The 20,929-nt window shown below is 47.1% G+C and carries 24 protein-coding genes and 1 riboswitch; of the genes, 17 read left to right on the top strand and 7 right to left on the bottom strand.

What is annotated here, in order from left to right:
• Positions 1-93 precede the first annotated feature (93 nt).
• Positions 94-489, top strand: coding sequence for a transcriptional regulator Spx (gene spx / locus ACNFN4_RS11305; RefSeq protein WP_003155034.1), 396 nt, complete (start codon positions 94-96; stop codon positions 487-489).
• Positions 490-543: 54 nt separating this feature from the next.
• Here spx and ACNFN4_RS11300 read toward each other — a convergent pair whose 3' ends face one another.
• Complete coding sequence (locus ACNFN4_RS11300) at positions 544-1,200, bottom strand: TerC family protein (RefSeq protein WP_414971336.1); 657 nt, start codon at positions 1,198-1,200, stop codon at positions 544-546.
• A 275-nt stretch (positions 1,201-1,475) separates the two neighbouring features.
• On the opposite strand from ACNFN4_RS11300, the gene mecA reads away from it, so the two are divergent.
• The 3 genes from mecA (at position 1,476) to pepF (ending at position 5,500) form a co-directional block, all read left to right on the top strand.
• Positions 1,476-2,132 carry an adaptor protein MecA gene (mecA, locus tag ACNFN4_RS11295; protein ID WP_003155032.1) on the top strand — a complete coding sequence of 219 codons (657 nt, stop codon included), beginning with the start codon at positions 1,476-1,478 and terminating at the stop codon, positions 2,130-2,132.
• A gap of 150 nt (positions 2,133-2,282) precedes the next feature.
• Entirely contained in the window at positions 2,283-3,443 is a 1,161-nt protein-coding gene (locus ACNFN4_RS11290) for a competence protein CoiA family protein (protein ID WP_448200181.1), read from the top strand.
• 227 nt (positions 3,444-3,670) lie between these two features.
• Positions 3,671-5,500: an oligoendopeptidase F gene (gene pepF, locus ACNFN4_RS11285; RefSeq protein ID WP_448200180.1), complete on the top strand. Its 1,830-nt coding sequence runs from the start codon at positions 3,671-3,673 to the stop codon at positions 5,498-5,500.
• A gap of 37 nt (positions 5,501-5,537) precedes the next feature.
• Here pepF and ACNFN4_RS11280 read toward each other — a convergent pair whose 3' ends face one another.
• The 5 genes from ACNFN4_RS11280 to ACNFN4_RS11260 all read right to left on the bottom strand — a co-directional run bounded on the left by ACNFN4_RS11280 (position 5,538) and on the right by ACNFN4_RS11260 (position 8,780).
• Positions 5,538-5,705, bottom strand: a complete 168-nt coding sequence (locus tag ACNFN4_RS11280) for a hypothetical protein (protein ID WP_003155026.1) — start codon at positions 5,703-5,705, stop codon at positions 5,538-5,540.
• Between the two features lie 285 nt (positions 5,706-5,990).
• Positions 5,991-6,893, bottom strand: coding sequence for a protease adaptor protein SpxH (gene spxH, locus ACNFN4_RS11275; protein ID WP_100261696.1), 903 nt, complete (start codon positions 6,891-6,893; stop codon positions 5,991-5,993).
• A complete protein-coding gene (locus ACNFN4_RS11270; RefSeq protein ID WP_003155023.1) occupies positions 6,890-7,288 on the bottom strand; it encodes a globin domain-containing protein in 399 nt (132 codons plus the stop codon). The genes spxH and ACNFN4_RS11270 overlap by 4 nt, the downstream gene beginning before the upstream one ends.
• 228 nt (positions 7,289-7,516) lie before the next feature.
• A complete protein-coding gene (locus tag ACNFN4_RS11265) occupies positions 7,517-8,203 on the bottom strand; it encodes a lytic transglycosylase domain-containing protein (RefSeq protein WP_448200179.1) in 687 nt (228 codons plus the stop codon).
• Positions 8,204-8,207: 4 nt separating this feature from the next.
• Positions 8,208-8,780: a CYTH domain-containing protein gene (locus ACNFN4_RS11260; protein ID WP_029973141.1), complete on the bottom strand. Its 573-nt coding sequence runs from the start codon at positions 8,778-8,780 to the stop codon at positions 8,208-8,210.
• Between the two features lie 124 nt (positions 8,781-8,904).
• Here ACNFN4_RS11260 and ACNFN4_RS11255 point away from each other — a divergent pair, with 124 nt between their 5' ends.
• The 4 genes from ACNFN4_RS11255 to ACNFN4_RS11240 are packed head-to-tail and all read left to right on the top strand — an operon-like array spanning position 8,905 to position 11,659.
• A complete protein-coding gene (locus tag ACNFN4_RS11255) occupies positions 8,905-9,270 on the top strand; it encodes a UPF0738 family protein (RefSeq protein WP_012117290.1) in 366 nt (121 codons plus the stop codon).
• A 27-nt stretch (positions 9,271-9,297) separates the two neighbouring features.
• Entirely contained in the window at positions 9,298-9,933 is a 636-nt protein-coding gene (gene yjbM, locus ACNFN4_RS11250; RefSeq protein ID WP_003155019.1) for a GTP diphosphokinase, read from the top strand.
• 17 nt (positions 9,934-9,950) lie between these two features.
• Positions 9,951-10,751 (top strand): NAD kinase, encoded by an 801-nt coding sequence (locus tag ACNFN4_RS11245; RefSeq protein WP_003155018.1) that lies wholly within the window; start codon positions 9,951-9,953, stop codon positions 10,749-10,751.
• A 14-nt stretch (positions 10,752-10,765) separates the two neighbouring features.
• A complete protein-coding gene (locus ACNFN4_RS11240) occupies positions 10,766-11,659 on the top strand; it encodes an RluA family pseudouridine synthase (RefSeq protein WP_448200178.1) in 894 nt (297 codons plus the stop codon).
• 32 nt (positions 11,660-11,691) lie between these two features.
• Here ACNFN4_RS11240 and prpE read toward each other — a convergent pair whose 3' ends face one another.
• Positions 11,692-12,441 carry a bis(5'-nucleosyl)-tetraphosphatase PrpE gene (gene prpE, locus ACNFN4_RS11235; RefSeq protein WP_007409101.1) on the bottom strand — a complete coding sequence of 250 codons (750 nt, stop codon included), beginning with the start codon at positions 12,439-12,441 and terminating at the stop codon, positions 11,692-11,694.
• A 227-nt stretch (positions 12,442-12,668) separates the two neighbouring features.
• Between prpE and ACNFN4_RS11230 the strand changes: the two genes are divergently transcribed.
• The 9 genes from ACNFN4_RS11230 to fabI all read left to right on the top strand — a co-directional run bounded on the left by ACNFN4_RS11230 (position 12,669) and on the right by fabI (position 20,874).
• Positions 12,669-14,513, top strand: coding sequence for a monovalent cation:proton antiporter family protein (locus tag ACNFN4_RS11230; RefSeq protein ID WP_029973137.1), 1,845 nt, complete (start codon positions 12,669-12,671; stop codon positions 14,511-14,513).
• A 53-nt stretch (positions 14,514-14,566) separates the two neighbouring features.
• Positions 14,567-14,675: riboswitch (TPP riboswitch) on the top strand.
• An 87-nt stretch (positions 14,676-14,762) separates the two neighbouring features.
• Entirely contained in the window at positions 14,763-15,470 is a 708-nt protein-coding gene (tenA, locus tag ACNFN4_RS11225; RefSeq protein ID WP_015417218.1) for a thiaminase II, read from the top strand.
• Positions 15,448-16,065 (top strand): thiazole tautomerase TenI, encoded by a 618-nt coding sequence (tenI, locus tag ACNFN4_RS11220; RefSeq protein WP_012117296.1) that lies wholly within the window; start codon positions 15,448-15,450, stop codon positions 16,063-16,065. Before tenA ends, tenI begins: the two co-directional genes overlap by 23 nt.
• Complete coding sequence (gene thiO / locus ACNFN4_RS11215) at positions 16,049-17,158, top strand: glycine oxidase ThiO (RefSeq protein WP_103526993.1); 1,110 nt, start codon at positions 16,049-16,051, stop codon at positions 17,156-17,158. The genes tenI and thiO overlap by 17 nt, the downstream gene beginning before the upstream one ends.
• Entirely contained in the window at positions 17,155-17,358 is a 204-nt protein-coding gene (gene thiS, locus ACNFN4_RS11210) for a sulfur carrier protein ThiS (RefSeq protein ID WP_007409096.1), read from the top strand. Before thiO ends, thiS begins: the two co-directional genes overlap by 4 nt.
• The gene (thiG, locus tag ACNFN4_RS11205) at positions 17,355-18,125 is read left to right on the top strand and encodes a thiazole synthase (protein WP_099721942.1); all 771 of its coding nucleotides are present in this window, start codon (positions 17,355-17,357) and stop codon (positions 18,123-18,125) included. Before thiS ends, thiG begins: the two co-directional genes overlap by 4 nt.
• Positions 18,122-19,132, top strand: coding sequence for a thiazole biosynthesis adenylyltransferase ThiF (gene thiF, locus ACNFN4_RS11200; RefSeq protein ID WP_205160686.1), 1,011 nt, complete (start codon positions 18,122-18,124; stop codon positions 19,130-19,132). The genes thiG and thiF overlap by 4 nt, the downstream gene beginning before the upstream one ends.
• 22 nt (positions 19,133-19,154) lie before the next feature.
• Positions 19,155-19,967 (top strand): bifunctional hydroxymethylpyrimidine kinase/phosphomethylpyrimidine kinase, encoded by an 813-nt coding sequence (gene thiD / locus ACNFN4_RS11195; protein ID WP_014417432.1) that lies wholly within the window; start codon positions 19,155-19,157, stop codon positions 19,965-19,967.
• A gap of 130 nt (positions 19,968-20,097) precedes the next feature.
• Positions 20,098-20,874, top strand: a complete 777-nt coding sequence (fabI, locus tag ACNFN4_RS11190) for an enoyl-ACP reductase FabI (protein WP_053285050.1) — start codon at positions 20,098-20,100, stop codon at positions 20,872-20,874.
• Positions 20,875-20,929 lie beyond the last annotated feature (55 nt).

Raw genomic sequence — 20,929 nt, 5'->3', positions numbered from 1 at the left:
ATAGTATAATACCTATAAAGATTCCTTTTTTAAAGTCATTTCAATTTGAGAATACAAACATGTTCATCCTACTAATTAGAGGAGTGAAGATTAATGGTTACATTATACACATCACCTAGCTGTACGTCATGCAGAAAAGCAAGAGCTTGGCTTGAAGAGCACGAGATTCCGTTTGTAGAGAGAAACATTTTCTCCGAGCCGTTATCAATTGATGAGATCAAGCAGATTCTGCGTATGACTGAAGACGGTACGGATGAAATTATCTCTACCCGTTCTAAAGTATTCCAGAAACTGAACGTAAATGTTGAATCTATGCCGCTTCAAGACTTATATACTTTGATCAATGAGCATCCGGGACTGCTCCGCCGTCCGATCATCATTGATGAAAAACGTCTGCAAGTCGGCTATAACGAAGATGAAATCAGACGATTCCTGCCAAGAAAAGTGCGTTCTTTCCAATTAAGAGAAGCACAGCGTCTTGCCAACTGATATAAGCTTACGATAGCATGGAAAAAGCCCAAAACCATCGCGGTTTGGGCTTTTTTATTTTTCAGTCTGCTGGTAAATCATATTGGCGAGGATAACAAATACGACGGTCAAAATCGGCAGCATCATTTGTATAATGCCGTGTTCTGCCATGAAAAATGACAGCTTGCTGTCTCCGGCAATCATTTCACCGCCGGTAAATGCGAGAAGACCGCTCCCGGCGTACATCAATAAAGGCATTTTGTCCATGGCGGCATGAACGAGCTTGCTGCCCCAAATGATAATCGGCACCGAGATGAAGAGGCCGATCACTACAAGTGTCAGCTCACCGTGAGAAGCGCCGGCTACTGCGATGACATTGTCAAGCGACATAAAGATATCAGCCAGAACGATTGTGCGGATGGCTTTCCAAAGAGAAGAACTGCTTTTCACATGCTGCGCATCTTTCTTCTCAATCAGAAGCTGATAGCCGAGATACAATAAAAATACCCCGCCTGCGCATTGTAAAAAAGGAACATTCAATAAATAGACCGCAGCGCTCGTCAGAACGATTCTCAAGACGACCGCGATAAACGTTCCGAAGATGATCGCTTGCTGTCTTTGTTTATGAGCCAGATTCCGGCTGGCCATCGCGATGACGACGGCATTGTCACCGCCGAGAATAAGGTCAATCCCGATAATAAGCAGAAGGGACAGCAGGTAATCGTGCGGCATGATAACACCTCGCTTATAGATCGATTGCTTGTACAGCTAATATATGAAGCAGTGTGCTATTTATGATGGGAACCGGGAGAAAGCCTGTTTTTCGGTGTGAAAATGCTTTTTTATTTCTTTTATAACTGTTTTATCATAAAATAGAAATATAAAGAATTTGCGCTGTCCTCTATAAGGTTAAGATGTGGACGGAATGGGTAAAGTGTAGTAAAGTACTATTCATCGGGAGCTTAGATGTCCCTTCAACATCTTATAAAGAAGGGAAGGTTGGCAAAATGGAAATAGAAAGAATTAATGAGCATACTGTAAAATTTTATATGTCTTATGGTGATATTGAAGATCGCGGTTTTGACAGAGAAGAAATCTGGTACAATCGCGAGCGCAGTGAAGAACTGTTCTGGGAAGTCATGGATGAAGTGCATGATGAAGAAGAATTCGCTGTCGAGGGTCCTCTTTGGATTCAGGTTCAGGCATTGGACAAAGGACTGGAAATAATCGTAACAAAAGCCCAGCTTTCCAAGGACGGACAAAAACTCGAACTGCCGATCCCGGAAGATAAAAAACAAGAGCCGGCAGATGAAAATCTCGATGCTTTACTTGATGATTTCCAGAAAGAAGAGCAGGCCGAGAGCCGGGAAGATAAGGAGCAAAAGCTTCAGTTCACTTTGCGGTTCGATGATTTTGAGGATCTCATCTCGCTATCAAAATTGAATCTTAACGGAATCAAAACGACCCTGTATTCGTTTGAAGACCGATATTATTTATATGCAGATTTTTATGAGCAAACTGATGAAGAGGTTGAAAATCAGCTAAGCATCCTGTTGGAGTACGCGCACGAATCATCAGTCAGCATTCACCGTCTTGAAGAATACGGCAAATTGGTGATCGCTGATCATGCGTTATATACAATAAAAAAACACTTTGCATCATAACAAACCGATTTCTCTCAGCAGAAATCGGTTTTTTTGTTCTGAATGACACGATGAACGGCTGAAAACCGTATAACGGGCTCTCATCCGCAAACAGGATTATGCCTTCTTCCTGCTGAATACAACAAGATTCAGGAAAGGAGAAGATGCAACATGTTCAGTGCTGTGACTGCCGACGGACGGCTCATTCAGCTGGCCGGAAGCTATTCAAAGGAAAAAGCGGCGGAGCTGAGAAAGAAACGCTGGTTCTGCCCTGTTTGCAAAAGTGAGCTTGATATCAAACTGGGCCGGGAGAAACTGCCGCACTTCGCTCATAAAAAAAGCAGGCTGTGTCCGGGGGAATCCGAACCTGAAAGCGAATACCATCTTGAAGGAAAAAGACAGCTTTTTCTCTGGCTGAAGACACAAGGGTGCAGTGTCAGCCTGGAACCGTATCTGACTTCCGCTGGACAGCGGCCTGACTTGACGGCAGTAAGCGGAGAAGAGAGGGTGGCTTTTGAATTTCAATGTGCGAACCTTTCGGCGGACTCTTTAAAGAGCCGGACGGCAGGCCTGAAAAATGCCGGGTACCGGCCGGTCTGGATCATCGGGGCAAAACGGTTAAAACGGATGGCCGCGCAATTTTTCCGGCTTTCTGCTTTTCACTGGCAGTTCTTTGAAGTCCATTCATTTTCCTCTTTACTGTTTTACTGCCCCGACGCCCGCTCCTTTTACAGGCTGCATTCCATCACTCCGTTTTACACCGGCTATTCTTATGCCGGCTTAACCGCAATCCCTCTTCACAAAGCAAACCTGAAAGACATTTGTCATCCGGAAGGGCGGCACAGCGTCAGACTTCCCTCGTGGGGACGTGCCGTAGCCGGATTCCGCAAAAAAAGCGGGCGGTTTTTATCTGAAGATGCCGGTCTTATCCGGCGTCTTTTTTACGAAAGACATCAGGTTGCATTTCCATTTCTCCCCTCTGAAGTGTTTATTCCCGTTTCAGCGGGCTTTGTGTTTGCAAGTCCCGTTTTTGTGTGGCAGGGCCATTTATACTTGCGGCTTGCGGAACTTTCTAAAAAAGGCGCGCCGATCCGATTATCCGGCATGGTTCATGATTTACGGCAAAAAATCAGGCATAAGGAGATCCGGATGAGGTATGGTTCACAAGATAGCCTTATCGGAATGGCGGTAAAACAATATGCTGATTTCTTATGCTTGCAGGATTTTTTAAGGGAAATTGAGAATGAAGTATATATGCCCTCATCTCAACGGAAGCTCCCTCAAACGGCAGAAGAGCTGCGCCGGCGGGATCTGCTCTTTTTTGGGGAATGAGAATGCTTCATTTCGTTCACCCTAACGTCAAGGTGGTGGCGAATGTGAGGGGCGTACAAGCATTTTGTTTTCGTTTTTTCACTGTATTATTGGTATGCTCGGTCTTATATGCCGCATATGATTTGACAAAAGGCAGTGAAAAGCCGGAAGATAATCACAACACAAGTTTTTGGAGAAACAATCGTTTTTTCAATTGGCTTGAAGTAAAGAAAACGAGGGGGATCACCATGACTAAGGAAAATAAAGCAGCACAGCTGCCTGACAGAAGTGCAGTAAAGGCAGAGCATACATGGAGACTAGAGGATATTTTTCCTAGTGATGAGGCCTGGAATAAAGAATTTCAAGCAGTTAAAGAATTAATCCCGAATTTATCTTCTTTTAAAGGCACGCTTGCTCATTCGGCTGATAATTTATACGCGGCGCTTACGGCACAGGATGAAGTGACGAACCGCCTTGGGAAACTCTATGCATACGCGCATATGCGCTCAGACCAGGATACGGGAAATTCTTTCTACCAAGGGCTGAACGACAAAGCCGCAAGCCTGTATTCCCAGGCTGCCAGCGCGACTGCTTACATTGAACCGGAAATTCTGGCGATTCAGGAGGACAAGCTGCACCAGTTCATTCTGGAAAAAGAAGAGCTTAAGCTTTACTCCCATGCAATTGAAGAAATTACAAAACAGCGTCCGCACGTGCTGAGCGAACAAGAAGAGGCCCTGCTTGCGGAAGCCTCAGAAGCGCTGTCGTCGCCTTCCAATACATTCAGCGTTTTAAATAACGCCGATATTACGTTTCCGTCGATTAAAGATGAAAACGGCAAGGAAACTCAAATCACACACGGCAACTTTATTAATTTCCTGGAAAGCAGCAATCGTGAAGTCCGCAAAAACGCATTTGAAGCCGTATATAAAACATACGGACAGTATAAAAACACGATGGCGACTACACTCAGCGGCACTGTGAAAAAAGATAATTTTTACGCCCGTGTGAAAAAATATAAATCAGCACGGGAAGCGGCTTTATCCAATAACAGCATCCCTGAAGAAGTTTACGATAACCTTATTAAAACGATCAATAAACATCTTCCGTTATTACACCGTTACATTGACCTGCGGAAAAAGGTGCTCGGCCTTGATGAAGTCCATATTTATGACCTGTACACACCGCTTGTAAAAGATTCGGGAATGAAGGTCACATATGAGGAAGCGAAAGATTATATGCTCAAAGGACTTGCTCCGCTGGGCGAGGAATACGCGTCTATTTTAAAAGAAGGACTTGAAAACCGCTGGGTCGATGTATACGAAAACAAAGGAAAACGCAGCGGTGCTTATTCGTCCGGTACATACGGCACGAATCCGTACATCTTGATGAACTGGCATGATAATGTCAATAATCTGTTTACGCTCGTTCACGAGTTCGGCCATTCCGTGCACAGCTACTATACGAGAAAATATCAGCCGTATCCGTACGGTAACTACAGCATTTTTGTCGCTGAAGTCGCTTCTACGACCAATGAAGCGCTGCTCGGTGAATATATGCTGAACAGCTTAAAGGATGAAAAACAGCGTCTGTACCTGCTCAACCACATGCTTGAAGGATTCAGAGGCACAGTGTTCAGACAGACGATGTTCGCTGAATTTGAGCATCTGATTCATACGAAAGCGCAGGAAGGCGAGCCGCTGACGCCTGAACTGCTGAACGAACTTTATTATGATCTGAATAAAAAGTATTTCGGTGACAACATGGTGATTGATAAAGAAATCAGTCTGGAATGGTCAAGAATTCCGCATTTCTATTACAATTATTATGTGTATCAATATGCGACAGGCTACAGTGCGGCCCAAGCGCTGAGCAGCCAGATCTTAAAAGAAGGCAAGCCTGCGGTGGAGCGCTATACCGAATTCTTAAAAGCGGGAAGCTCGGAATATCCGATCGACATACTGAAAAAAGCGGGAGTCGATATGACATCGCCTGAACCGATCGAGGCGGCCTGCAAAATGTTTGAAGAGAAACTGAATGAAATGGAAGAACTTCTTTCGAAAGTGAACCCTTCGTAATTCAAAAAAGCCTGTGCATAAGATGCGCAGGCTTTTCCTAAAACCCTTTAAACGTTTTTCTATGGTTCAGCCGGTACAAGGCAAACAATATGGACAGAAACAGCAGGGGAGATGTAATGTAAATCGGCAGCATGTGCATCATGGCCAGCAGGTTTAAAAAGAAGAAAAACACAATCATTCCGATGATCAATACGGTGCGGAGCATTGATTTCCCTCCTTGTTTTTCATTGATATATTCTATGAAAACAAGCAGTCAGTTATGTTTTGTGACAAAAATATGAACATTAATCTTATGGCTTGTCAAAACTCGACAAGATTTGATATGATAAGGATGTGAAATTGATCACAAACAAACATTACCCCTTTGTTTGACCGTGAAAAATTTCTCCCATCCCCTTTGTTGTCGTTAAGACATATGAAACCGCGCTTATCCCGGCGCGGTTTCTTTATTTGCACAAAAAAAGCCGGCTCCGTAAGGAATCAGCTTTTTTTAATGATCACAACAGGTGACATCCTCCTGGGTGCCGGCCAGAGATTTCCAAAACAGACCGTGCTTTGCTTCCACTCTGGCGACCTTTTTGGCGAATGCCAGTTTTTTCATTTCTTTTTCAACTTCTTCTAGACTCAAATCATAAACGAGTGCGATTTCTTTCGATGCGACAAACTGGAAATATTCAATGAAACATTCCAAAGGCGGCGTTTCAGAAGGCTTCGGTTCATCCCCGAGCATTTCGAATAAGATCTCTTCGTATACGTCATAAGAATAGTTGCCGGGAACCTTCAGCCCTTCATCATCATGCAGGCTGTTAAAGAACGTCAATGTCGGGTTGACGGTGACGTCCATTTCCGCCGCGATTTTCATATCGCACTGAAGCGCTTTTACCGCGCTTTGCGAATGGAGATCGCGCTTGAATTCTTCAACATCCAATTTCGTCTTTTCGGCAATTTCTAAAAGAACGTCTTCATCTGTAATATTCTGCTTGGAAACAAACAGGCTTTCCTGCATGCTGCGGAGAAACAGAATGCCCGCTTTTCTTCCCTGCAGTTCAGCCGCTTTTAAAGCGAGTGCGGCAAGGTAGGGCGATGAAAGAGGCTGATCCTGCTCAAGCCAAAGGCTTCCGTCACAGGGCATACCGGAACGGTTCGCAATTTTTTCCCAAGCTTCGGCAAGAAGGTGTTTTTTCCGTTTTTGCTTATTCAACGATGTAATGCTCGCGGAAACAATGATCCGCAGCGTAAAAAAACGTCCGTATTTGATTTTTAATTTTTTTATGGCGGGCTCCAGCGACCAGCATTCAGGACATAAAGGGTCGACAAACATGTAAATTTCGAGCGGTTTTTTTGGATGTCCGTGGCAATGGGCGAAGTATTGCTCATGCTGATAATTCGTCAATATGATCGATCCTCCGCTTCTGACTGGTTTACCATATGCCTGGCCGTCAGTTCCAGACGCCCGTACAGAAATTCACGAATATCGCCCTCCAGCCCGACCTGATCCATCGCTTTGCTCATACAGCTTAGCCACGCATCAGCCCTCTCGTCCGTAATCGGAAAGGGGAGATGCCTTGCCCTGAGCATGGGATGTCCGTGCTCTTCAGTATAAAGAGGAGGTCCGCCCAAATACTGGGTTAAAAATTGCTTTTGTTTTCTGGCCGTTTCAGTCAAATCACTTGGAAATATCGGCTTCAGCAAGGGATGAGACGAGACACGCTCATAAAAAGTATCAACAAGTTGCGATAGAAGTTCCTCTCCAATCGCTTCATATGGTGCGTTAAACGATTGTCCCATGTTGACTACTCCTTTATATGGCTAATAGGAATCATAATTCCCATTGCGAATTTATCTTTCAGTTTTACTATCTTCAGTTACTGTATATTTTAGCAATAACATTTTATTTCTACAAACAAAGTGCCTTTCTGTCAGGCGCTTGTATTTCATATCATATCACATCGCCTTCATTCATGTGTAAGATTTCACTCCGCAAAAAAACCAGAGGGCGAAGGAAGCCTCTCTGGTTTACGCGTAATACTGTTTGGTTATGTTTTTGACATATTGCTGTGTTTCCTTAAACGGCGGAATGCCTCCGTACCGATCTACGTTGCCGGGGCCTGCGTTGTAGGCGGCTAACGCGAGAGATACATTTCCGTCGTATTTCGTGAGCATCTGCTTTAAGTACTTCGTGCCGCCCTCAGCGTTCTGGACGGGATCAAGCGGGTTTGACACCCCGAGTGATTCTGCCGTGGAAGGCATGAGCTGCATCAGTCCCATTGCCCCCGCACCGCTGACCGCTTTCGGATTAAAGCCTGATTCCTGTTTAATAACCGCGCGGATCAGCTTTTCGTCCACTCCGTATTTTTCGGCCGCTTTCTGAATGGCGCTGTCTATTGAAAAGTTTCTGGTGCTGATGTCAGAAGCCGCATTCGCAGACTTTATGCTTGGGGAAGCGGTCTGTGAAGCTGCCGCGGAACCGGATGAAACGGGAATTCTCGGTGAATAAGAAGCGTGAGCGGTCCGCACGCCGTTTAAAATTCCTGATTCCGGCTGCTGCCGGACGGCTGTGTCCGTATACTGGCTGAGCAGCGCGCTGAAATTGGCAAGCGGGCTTTCTGAAGATTGTCCGCCTGAAGCCGTGCTTGTATGAGAGATTGATTGCAGCGCCATTGATTGCAGCTGGAGAAGGGCCGCCCAATTCGTTATATTCACTGTGTCATTCCACCTTTTTTTGTTTCTGTTCATAAAAACGCTGGATTTTATTTTTCGTGATCCGCTCTGGGATGCCGAATTGCTTGAGCAATTGTTCAAACCCCCGTTTTCCTTCATCCCAGTCAGCAGCTTCGAATTCCAATTCAAAGTCTTCTTTCTCTAAATATCGGCTGTGATCTAAAATGATTAAGCCTTTTTCTGATTCTTTTTCCGCGCGTGCGGTCGACAGCGTTCCGAAATAGCAAATGTGTTCTGAGTTGATTCCGAGACCTTCCAGCTGACGTTTGACGGGGCCTTCCGGAATCTTGAAGACGTCAAGATCAGGTGCCGCAAGCTCTTGATGGGTTTCCAGCAGACCGACCGCGGCAGGCTCTTTTAACGTCAGAACGAACGCGCCGTCTTTTTCTCGGATGCGGAGTGCTGATTTTTTTTGTTTCAGGGAAAAATCTTTCGTGTCGAAATAATGATTGACCTGCTGTTTAAAATCATGTTCTTTCATGCAGAGTGCTTCACTCAGCTTCAGAAATTCTGATTTTGTCAGCAGGTTTTTGAATTCAATTTCTATTTCTTGGGTCATGACAGTCTTCCTTTCAGGACGAAAATTTGTATAATTCCCATTATCTCTTTAGAGGTTACGTTTATCAATATCGACCTTGATATGATAAAATAAATGCTGTACTTTGTTAAAAAAGGAGAACATTATGCAAAAGAGAATTGAAATCCAAAATGCATCATTAACAGAAGACGCGCTCCGCTTGAAGTGCGGAGAGGACTTAAGCGGAGCGGAACGCAAAGCCTCAGGTCAAATGCTTGTTGATTCCGATCACTTTGCTTTTGTATACATACTTGAATCAGCTGACTCTTTTGAATATGTCATTATAAAAGAACATATCTGGCCGGATCTGAAAGAAGCCTTAGACCAAAGAAAGCCGGCGGTCCTTGAGGCCGGCGGAAAAACGGTTGAACTTTCAGGGCTGCATGAAGAACTCGATTATCTTCTTGAAAATATTAAAGATAATGCAAACTACGGAGATATGGAAGAAAAAGTGAAAAACGTATTTCTTTAGAACAGGTTCGGAATTGGGGGATGTACGATGGATGACAAACAATGGGAGCAATTTCTAGCGCCATACCGCCAGGCTGTTGAAGAATTAAAGGTGAAGCTGAAAGGCGTCAGAACCCTTTATGAGTATGAAGATGACCACTCACCGATTGAGTTTGTGACAGGCCGCGTGAAGCCGGTGGCGAGCATACTTGAAAAAGCGAGACGAAAAAGCATACCGCTTCATCAGATTGAAACGATGCAGGATATCGCGGGGCTGCGTATTATGTGCCAATTTGTCGATGATATCCAGATCGTCAAAAATATGCTGTTTGCCAGAAAAGATTTTACCGTTGTCGATAAGCGGGATTACATAGCAGAGCATAAGGAAAGCGGATATCGGTCTTACCACCTTGTCGTTTTATATCCTTTACAAACAACGTCCGGTGAAAAGCACGTTCTTGTGGAAATACAGATTCGGACGCTTGCCATGAACTTTTGGGCAACCATTGAGCATTCACTGAATTACAAATACAGCGGGAACATTCCCGAAAAAGTAAAGCTGAGGCTGCAGCGGGCCTCAGAAGCCGCATCCCGGCTCGATGAAGAAATGTCAGAAATCCGCGGAGAAATCCAGGAAGCCCAAGCCGCGTTCTCGCGAAAGAAAAAAGCGGGAGACCGCCAGTAGGAAAGGAGGGGAATGGCATGAAATTTGCCGTTTCTTCAAAAGGAGACGAGGTTTCAGATACACTGAAAAGCAAAATACAGGCGTATTTACTCGATTTTGATATGACCTTGGATGAAAAAGAGCCGGAAATCGTTATTTCCGTCGGCGGTGACGGAACGCTTCTTTACGCATTTCACAGGTACAGCGACCGTCTCGATAAAACGGCGTTTGTCGGAGTTCACACGGGGCATTTGGGTTTTTATGCCGATTGGGTTCCGCAGGAGATAGAAAAGCTCGTTCTGGCCATTGCCAAAACGCCGTATCATACCGTGGAGTATCCCCTTCTTGAGGTGATTGTCACTTATCATGATGAAGAGCGTGAGGAGCGGTATCTGGCTTTGAACGAATGTACGATCAAAAGCATAGAAGGCAGTCTCGTCGCTGACGTGGAAATTAAAGGCCAGCTGTTTGAAACGTTCAGGGGAGACGGTTTATGTCTGTCCACGCCTTCCGGAAGCACGGCTTATAATAAGGCGTTAGGCGGCGCAATCATCCACCCTTCCATCAGGGCGATTCAGCTTGCGGAAATGGCATCCATCAACAACAGAGTGTTCAGGACTGTCGGTTCGCCGCTTTTGCTTCCCGATCATCATAACTGTGTCATCAAACCGAGAAACGACGTCGACTTTCAAGTCACAATTGATCATTTAACCTTGCTGCATAAGGATGTCAAGTCCATTCTATGCCGTGTGGCAAATGAAAAAGTCAGATTTGCAAGATTCCGCCCTTTTCCGTTTTGGAAAAGGGTGCAGGACTCCTTTATCGGAAAAGGCGAATAGAAAGAGGAAACGGATTGGACAACTTTTTTATCCAAAAGAACATGACTGCTCGGGAAGCCGGCATGACGGTAAAAGAATATACGGCGCAGCTCGGCATTTCAAAGCGGCTACTCGCTGACATTAAATTCGGCGGGGGAGACCTGCTTGTGAACGGAGAGCATGTAACCGTCCGCACCGTGTTAGCGGACGGAGACGTGCTTAAGATTGAATTTCCGAAGGAGCATGTGAGTGAAACGCTTTTGCCTGAGCCGGTTCCGCTTGATATTCTTTATGAAGATGACCATGTGCTTGTGGTCAATAAACAGCCGTATGTCTCCTCAATTCCATCAAGAGAACATCCGTCGGGAAGCATCGCTAACGGAGTGATCAGCCACTACCGGAAAAGCGGCGTGCCATCAACGGTTCATCTTGTCACCCGCCTTGACAGGGATACATCGGGGGCGATGCTGATCGCCAAACATCGGCTTTCCCATTCTCTTTTGTCAGCAGCGCAGAAGAAGGGGCTTGTCAGCAGGCGGTATCTCGCTGTCGTACACGGCATCATGCCGCAGAAGGAAGGAACGGTGGACGCGCCCATCGGAAGAAAACACGACAGTATTATTGAGCGGATGGTAACGCCGGAGGGACAACGAGCGGTGACGCATTTTCAAACGGAAAAAGCGGGACATGCGTTTACGCTTGCAGCCCTGCGGCTGGAAACGGGGCGGACGCATCAAATCCGGGTGCACATGAGCTACCTCGGCCACCCGTTAGTCGGCGATACACTGTACGGCGGAAAAAATGAGGGAATTGCGCGGCAGGCTCTTCACAGTGAGCGGCTTTCATTCGTACACCCCATGACCGGAGAAAAGCTCGTTTTTCACGCTCCGGTGCCTGACGATATGAGAACATTAATTGAACACATGTAAAGCCCGAACCGTGTGCCGGTTTCGGGCTTTTTTCATGCCTGCCTGCCGTGATCCTCGCGAAATCGTGAAGCATCATACGGCATTGAGCTTTCCACAGAGACGGTTTCGTGCTCGGGAAAACGAAAGCCTGTCAGTTGATTGCCGAAGACGCAGCCTGTATCAATGTTGATCGTACGGTTGACGATCCGGGGGCGTTTTACCGGGGTATGGCCGTAAACAATCCATGCCTTGCCTTCGTAAGCGGCGGCCCAGTCTCTTCTGACGGGTCTGCCGTCGGGATACGTTTCACCCGTGATATCGCCGTACAGAACAAATTCTTTTACCTTACGCGAGTATTTACCGATATCGTCAGCTTTTATGCCGGCGTGGGCGACAACGAGATCGCCATTATGTAAAATGTCATAAAGCGGCGCTGACTCATATAATCGGATGAATTGTCTGGAGACTTCCGTTCTGTCGGCGGGAGACAGCTCTTTCAGTTCGGCTGCCGTCGTTTCCAGTCCGTGCATCACTTTTACGGGGTTTCCTTTTAAGTAACGATACAGTTTGTTGCAATGATTTCCCGGGACATAACGGACGGCTCCTTTTTCATATGCTTTTGCCACAAAACGCATCACTTCTACGGATTTTGGGCCTCTGTCCGTTAAATCCCCCGCAAAGACAAGCGTCCTGCCTTCAGAATGAACGGGCGTTCCGTCTTTCACTTCATATCCGAGCTTTTGCATTAACGCGATCATTTCGTCATAACATCCGTGTATATCGCTGATGATGTCATAAGCCATTCGTGTCAGCCTCCTTATTAACGGTTTTTTATTTATTATGGGGCTAATTCCTATACCTAATTACGCTGTTTTTGCACAAATTAAAAAAGAATTAAAGAAATAAAGCCTTATCACTTTTTTTTCGCGGTCAGCCTTGTTAGAATATGCGTTATGTTTTTAAAAAAAAGTAAGGTTTCGCCCGCTTAAAGCGGGCTTTTATAACCCTTGTTTTAAGGAGGTATTTACGAATGGAACACACATCAGTCGCATCTTTAGTCGTCGTTCTGATCGTCGCTTTTTTGACGCCGCTCCTTTTACATCGGTTTAAGCTCAGCATCCCCGTCGTCGTCGCGGAGATCATCATGGGGCTTATTATCGGAAAAAGCGGCCTGAATCTTGTCGTTCAGGGAGACACGTGGCTGGAGACGCTGTCTGTTCTCGGCTTTATCTTTTTAATGTTTTTAAGCGGCTTGGAAATTGATTTTTCTTCATTTGAGAAAGGGAAGAAAAAACAATTCCTTCCGAATGGCAAGGAAGCGCCCAACACGTTTTCTGCCGCACTGATTATCTTTTTCGGCATCTTTATTTTATCATTGCTGCTGTCCTATGCCTTTGTATTAGCCGGTTTTATACAAAACGCATTTTTAATGACGCTTATTATTTCGACGATATCACTCGGCGTGGTGGTCCCGACTTTAAAGGAAGAACGGATCATGAACTCCAATATCGGCCAGATCATCCTGCTTGTTGCCGTTATTGCGGACTTGGCTACGATGATTCTGCTCGCTTTCTTCTCTTCTCTTTACGGAGAAGACAGCGGAAATATGTGGCTTCTGTTGATTCTCTTTGCCGCGGGGGTCGTGCTGTATTTCTTCGGCAGGATCTTTAAACACCGCTCATTTGTGCAGTCGATGTCTAAAGGCACCGTGCAGATCGGCACGAGAGCCATTTTCACACTGATTATCGTGCTTGTCGCTTTATCGGAATCTCTCGGGGCGGAAAATATTCTCGGCGCGTTTTTGGCAGGCGTTCTGGTATCGCTACTGTCTCCGAATAAAGAAATGGTGGAACAGCTGGATTCATTCGGATACGGGTTTTTAATTCCGATCTTTTTCGTCATGGTCGGGGTGAAATTGGACATTTGGACGCTTTTCCAAGATCCGAAAACAGTAACGATGATTCCGCTGCTTCTGCTTGCGCTGTTTATCAGCAAAATGTTCCCGGTGTTTTACTTAAAGAAATGGTATGACAAAAGAACCGTGTTTGCTTCGGGCTTTTTGCTGACGTCCACGCTGTCGCTTGTTATCGCGGCGGCTACGATCGGAGAAAGGCTCCACATTATCAGCGCCAATATGTCCGGCGCGCTGACTTTAGTTGCGGTTATTGCCAGTATCATCACGCCGATCGGCTTTAAGAAATTATACAAACGGCAAAGTGCGCCGCAGGAAAAAAAGCGCATTACATTTATCGGCGCCAACCAAATGACACTTCCGGTTACGCTGGAATTGCCTGAGGAGGAATATGAAGTACGGGTCGTCCATGTGTATCAGGAAAATGCCGGGGAAACGCTTGCGGAATCCGTTTTTTCGGTTGACACGATTTCTGATTACGAGCCCGGCACGCTTGAGTCGCACGGTATTTTCAAAACGGATATTCTTGTCGTGGCGACTGGAAATGAAGATGTGAACGCCGAAATCGCCTTAATAGCGAAAGAGAAAGGGACTGAGCGTATCATCGCAAGCGTCGGCTCGGTTGAGCATGAAACAAAACTGAAAGAAGAGGGCATCAGTATTTTTTCTATCCTTCTGTCTACAAAGACGCTCTTGCGCGCATTAATTGAGGCGCCGGGCGTGATGAGCCTCCTGACGAATGAGGAGTCTTCGTTATATCAGATCAATCTGGAAAACCCGGCGTATAACGGCATCATTCTGCGGGAATTTCCGCTGATGGGCGATGTGATTTTCGTCCGGATTTTCAGAGGTGTGGACAGCATCGTTCCGCACGGAGACACGCGGCTGAAAACAGGAGACCGCCTCATCGTCACGGGCTCGCGCAACTACGTGTCGGAACTGAGAAAAATTCTTGAAGCTTGACCAAATTGCAATTCGTGATAATATAGAAGGCATAACAAATAAATCATTAATCGTATGACCACTAGGGGTGTCCTTCATAAGGGCTGAGATAAAAGTGAGACTTTTAGACCCTCATAACTTGAACAGGTTCAGACCTGCGTAGGGAAGTGGAGCGGTATTTTTTTGGGGTTCCTTTTATCCATTTAAATTCCAAACCACTTTTCCGATGCGGGAAAGTGGTTTTTTTATTTTAACAGGGGGGAAGACATGATGACATTTTCTGAAGAATGCAGACAGGCGGCTGCCGAATGGTGGGACGGAAGTTTTGTTCATCCGTTTGTAACGGGAATCGGTGACGGAAGCCTGCCGATAGACCGTTTCAGTTATTACGTGCTGCAAGATTCCTACTATTTGACGCATTTTGCAAAAGTTCAGGCGTTCGGCGCCGCATATGCCGAAGACTTGTTTACGACGGGCAGGATGGCGGGCCACGCTCAAGGGACATATGAAGCGGAAATGGCGCTGCACCGCGAGTTTACGGAGCTTTTAGGGATTACGGAAGAAGAGCGTGCGGCATTTAAACCGGCACCGACCGCCTATTCTTATACGTCTCATATGTACAGATCGGTGATGAGCGGCAATTTTGGAGAAATATTAGCTGCGCTTCTGCCCTGTTATTGGCTTTATTATGAAGTCGGCGAACACTTAAAAGAGTGCAAACCGGAGCATCCGATTTATGAAAAATGGATCGGTACATACGGCGGAGACTGGTTCAGACAGCAAGTCGAAGAACAAATCAGCCGTTTCGACGAGATTGCTGAAAACAGCACAGAGGACATCCGCGCGAAAATGAAAGAGAATTTTGTGATTTCAAGCTATTATGAATATCAATTTTGGGGAATGGCCTATCAAAAAGAAGGCTGGTCCGAGAAGGGCGGAAAAGAGGTGGAATCCTTTGGAGCTGCACGCGGTAACTGATAATCGCAAACCCGTTGCCGAGCTGGCCGAGGATATTCTTTCGATTCAGCGCGAAGTAAGCTTTATCCATATCCGTGAGCGGGATAAAACAGCGGGAGAGATCATGCAGCTTTTGTCCCTTTTGAAAAAGGGCGGTGCGGATAAGGACAAATTGATCATCAATGACAGGGCGGATATCGCGCTTTTTGCCAACATACACCGTGTTCAGCTTCCGTCCCGCAGCTTTTCCGTAAAGCAGGTGCGAAGCAGATTTCCACATCTTCATATCGGGCGTTCGGTTCATTCGCTGAAAGAAGCTATCCAAGCTGAAAAGGAAGATGCGGATTATGTGGTGTTCGGCCATGTATTTGAAACCGAATGTAAACAAGGACTTGAAGCAAGAGGCATCAGCCTGCTTTCAGAGATCAAACGCACGCTTTCCATCCCCGTCATCGCAATCGGCGGAATGACACTGCAGACGATCGGACACACAAAGCAGGCGAAACCGGACGGAATTGCCGTCATGTCAGGTATTTTCTCAGCTGAAAATCCTGAGGAAGCGGCAAAACGGTATGCACGCGCGGTAAGGGAGGCCGATTATGAAGAAGCACTATGATACAGCGGTGATCGGCGGCGGAATTATCGGGTGCGCCATTTCTTATGAGCTGGCGAAGACGCAGCAGAACGTTGTCTTGTTTGAAGCCGGAGAAGTCGGCCGAAAAACGACAAGCGCTGCCGCGGGAATGCTGGGCGCTCATGCGGAATGTGAAAATCGGGATGCGTTTTTTGATTTTGCCATGCACAGTCAAAGGCTGTATGAAGCGGCGGGGCAAGAGCTTGAGGAAGCTTGCGGCATTGACATCAGGCGCCATAACGGCGGAATGCTTAAACTGGCGTATACCGAAGAAGATATCGCCCGTCTACGGAAGATGGATGATCTGCCTTCCGTCACCTGGCTTTCAGCGGAAGATGCCCTTGAAAAAGAGCCTTACGCTTCAAAAGACATTCTCGGCGCAAGTTTTATAAAAGACGATGTCCATGTCGAACCGTACTATGTCTGCAAAGCGTATGCAAAAGGAGCGCGGCGCTATGGCGCTGACATATATGAGCATACACAAGTCACCTCCGTAAAACGGGTGAACGGAGAATATTGCATCACAACATCCGGCGGGGATGTCTATGCTGACAAAGTCGCAGTTGCAAGCGGTGTATGGAGCGGCCGGTTTTTCAGCCAGCTCGGCTTGGGACAGCCTTTTTTTCCTGTGAAAGGAGAATGCCTTTCCGTGTGGAATGACGATATCCCGCTGACCAAAACCCTTTACCATGATCATTGTTATGTCGTCCCGAGAAAAAGCGGCCGGCTTGTCATCGGCGCCACGATGAAACAGGGCGACTGGAGCGATACGCCTGACATCGGAGGAATTGAGGCCGTCATTGCAAAAGCGAAAACAATGCTTCCCGCCATCGAACATATGAAAATAGACCGGTTTTGGGCGGGTCTCAGGCCGGGAACTAGAGACGGAAAGCCGTTTATCGGGCGGCATCCTGAAGACAGCGGCATCATCTTCGCCGCCGGCCATTTTCGGAACGGCATCCTGTTGGCGCCGGCAACGGCTGAAATGGTGCGGGATATGATCCTGGAAAGACAGATTAAACAGGAATGGGAAGAAGCGTTTCGAATTGATCGCAAGGAGGCTGTTCATATATGATCCTTCAGCTGAACGGAAAACAAATTGATTGGAATCGAAATGAGGGGACGGTTCAGGATTTGCTTGAATCGTACCAGCTTGATCAAAGAATCGTAGTTGTGGAGAGAAATAAAGAAATCATTGAAAAAAAGAATTATGAAAATACAAGTTTGTGTGACCGCGATGTCATAGAAATTGTCCATTTTGTAGGAGGCGGATGAGGATGTTAACAATAGGCGGAAAACAGTTTCAGTCAAGATTGCTGTTAGGAACGGGAAAATATCCGAGTTTTGAGATTCAGAAAGAGGCGGTGGCTATCTCGGAATCAGATATTTTAACCTTTGCGGTGCGGCGGATGAACATCTTTGAAGAGTCTCAGCCTAACTTTCTCGAACAGCTTGATTTGTCTAAATACACGCTTCTGCCGAATACGGCCGGTGCCGCAACGGCTGAAGAGGCGGTCCGAATCGCAAGGCTTGCCAAAGCTTCAGGGCTTTGTGACATGATAAAAGTAGAAGTCATCGGATGCAGCCGGTCACTTTTGCCTGATCCGGTTGAAACGCTGAAAGCATCAGAACAGCTGCTCGAAGAGGGATTTATCGTGCTTCCGTATACGTCAGACGATGTCGTGCTCGCAAGACGTCTTGAGGAGCTCGGAGTGCATGCCATTATGCCGGGCGCTTCCCCGATCGGTTCCGGTCAGGGAATTTTAAATCCGCTGAATCTATCCTTTATCATTGAACAGGCGAAGGTGCCGGTTATTGTCGATGCCGGCGTCGGATCTTCAAAAGACGCCGCCTACGCGATGGAGCTCGGGGCTGACGGCGTGCTGTTAAATACCGCTGTGTCAGGCGCTGATGATCCGGTCAAGATGGCCCGGGCGATGAAGCTTGCCGTAGAAGCGGGCCGCCTTTCTTATGAAGCCGGGAGAATTCCGGTGAAAGATTACGGAACTGCAAGCAGTCCGCGAGACGGTCTTCCGGTATGACGGACAGATATTCCAGACAGGAGCTGTTTCAGCCGATCGGTCCCTCCGGCCAAGAGAAGCTCCGGTCGTCTCATGCCGTGATTATCGGCGCGGGTGCGCTTGGGACGGCAAGTGCGGAGATGCTTGTCAGAGCAGGAGTCGGGAAGGTAACGATCGCTGACAGAGATTATGTGGAGTGGAGTAATCTCCAGCGCCAGCAGCTTTATACCGAAGACGATGTCAGACAGGAAATGCCGAAAGCCGCGGCGGCTGAAAAACGGCTTCGATCTATTAATAGTGATGTAGAAGTCGAGGGATTTGTCATGGATGTCACTGCGGAAAACGCACCCGGATTGATTCGTGACGCCTCCCTCATCGTGGATGCCGCCGACAACTTTGAAACGAGGCTGATTGTGAATGATGCGGCTGTGCAGAAAGGGATTCCCTTTCTGTACGGCGCCTGTGTCGGCAGCTACGGGCTCTCTTTTACCGTCATTCCCGGTGTCACGCCGTGCCTTCACTGTCTGCTTGAGACATTGCCTCTAGGCGGTATGACATGCGATACGGCAGGAATCATCAGCCCGGCTGCATTGCAGACGGCCGTTTTTCAGGCAGCAGATGCGCTGAAGCTGTTAACGGGCGGATCTATCGAGCATGTTCTCCGTTCCTTTGATTTATGGAAAAATGAACGGTCAGAAATAAACGTCGCCCGTCTTAAGTCGGCTGATTGCCCAAGCTGCGGCACAAACGATTATCCGTTTTTATCCTATGAAAATCAGACAAAAGCGGCGGTTCTGTGCGGGCGGAACACGGTGCAGATCAGAACGGGGATCTCCGAACAGTTTGATCTGCAAAAACTTGCGGGACAGCTCAGACGGACAGGGCTTGATGTTTCAGCCAACCCGTATTTAATTTCGTTTTGCACAGACAAGTTCAAGATGGTTCTGTTTCGTGACGGCAGAGCATTAATACACGGCACAAGTGATATCAGCAGAGCGAAATCCTTTTATCATAAATGGATCGGATAATGCGAAAGGAGAGAAAAACATCATGAGCATATGCAAAGCATTGACGATTGCCGGATCAGATTCAGGAGGCGGTGCCGGTATACAGGCGGATCTCAAAACCTTTCAGGAGCTCGGCGTTTTCGGGATGTCAGCCATTACAGCGGTAACCGCCCAGAACACTTTGGGCGTTCACGGCATTTATCCGCTCACCCGGGAAGCGCTGGGCAGCCAGATTGACGCGGTGGCGGAAGATTTGCGGCCTGACGCTGTAAAAACGGGAATGCTGTGGAGCGCGGAAATGATTGCGGAAATTGCGGAAAAAACGGATCAGTACGGGCTTGATCATGTCATCACCGACCCCGTCATGATTGCCAAAGGAGGCGCTTCCCTGCTGCGTGAGGAATCTCAGGCCGCGTTAAAAGAGCTGTTAATTCCGCGCAGCTATGCGGTGACGCCGAATGTTCCGGAAGCTGAGGTATTGACGGGAATGGAAATCCGAACGTTTGAGGACCGGAAAAAAGCGGCCGAATGCCTTTGCAAGCTTGGTGCAAAGCATGTCATCATAAAAGGCGGACACCAGCCTGAACAGGGGAGAATCGTTGATTTATTATTTGACGGTTCGTCTTTTACCCAAATCAGCCACGCTTATATTGACACCAAACACACCCACGGAACAGGCTGCACGTTCGCAGCCGCGCTGACGGCGGAAACGGCAAAGGGGAAAAACATTCAGACCGCGTTTGAGACAGCCGTCAATTTTGTGCGGGAAGCCGTGGAACATACGCTCGGCATCGGAGAGGGACACGGCCCGACCAATCATTTTGCCTTTAAAAGGAACAGTCTGCAGACGAGATAAAAAAGAGACCGCTTCAACATCCGCGGTCTTTTTCCCATGCTTTCAATCTGGACAAGGTTATGATATGATAAAAATTAAGATCAGGTACTAAAACTATGTCTTTAAGACGATTACAGGAGGCTTTATACATATGAATTTCTCACTTAAAGGCCGCAACATCGTTGTGATGGGCGTTGCCAATAAACGCAGTATCGCATGGGGAATCGCCCGTTCGCTGCATGAAGCCGGAGCGCGCCTCATTTTCACTTACGCGGGAGAGCGCTTGGAAAAATCAGTTCATGACCTTGCGGCTACATTAGAAAGAAATGATTCCATCATCCTTCCGTGTGATGTGACAAATGACGCTGAGATCGAAACTTGCTTTGCGAGCATTAAAGAGCAGGTCGGCGTGATTCACGGCATCGCGCACTGCATCGCGTTCGCAAACAAAGAAGAGCTTGTCGGCGAATATTTAAATACGAACCGCGAAGGATTCCTGCTTGCGCATAACATCAGTTCTTACTCTCTGACAGCGGTCGCAAAAGCTGCGCGTCCGATTATGACTGAAGGCGGAAGCATCGTTACACTCACTTACCTCGGCGGAGAGCGCGTCGTTTCAAACTATAACGTAATGGGTGTGGCAAAAGCGTCCCTTGATGCGAGCGTCAGATATTTAGCCGCTGACTTAGGAAAAGAAAACATCCGCGTCAACAGCATTTCAGCAGGACCGATCCGTACGCTGTCTGCAAAAGGAATCAGTGATTTCAACTCTATCCTGAAAGAAATTGAAGAGCGCGCGCCGCTGCGCCGCACGACAACACCTGAAGAAGTGGGCGACACGGCTGCATTCTTGTTCAGTGACCTGTCAAGAGGCATCACGGGCGAAAATCTTCACGTTGATTCAGGATTCCATATTACCGCTCGTTAAATAACAAGCAGTCCCTTTCAGGGATTGCTTTTTTCTTTCTTCTGATTTTAATCAT

Source organism: Bacillus sp. N1(2025) (assembly GCF_053470005.1).
The sequence above is the reverse complement of the archived record's forward strand: the minus strand, read 5'-3'. Positions and strand labels throughout refer to the sequence as shown.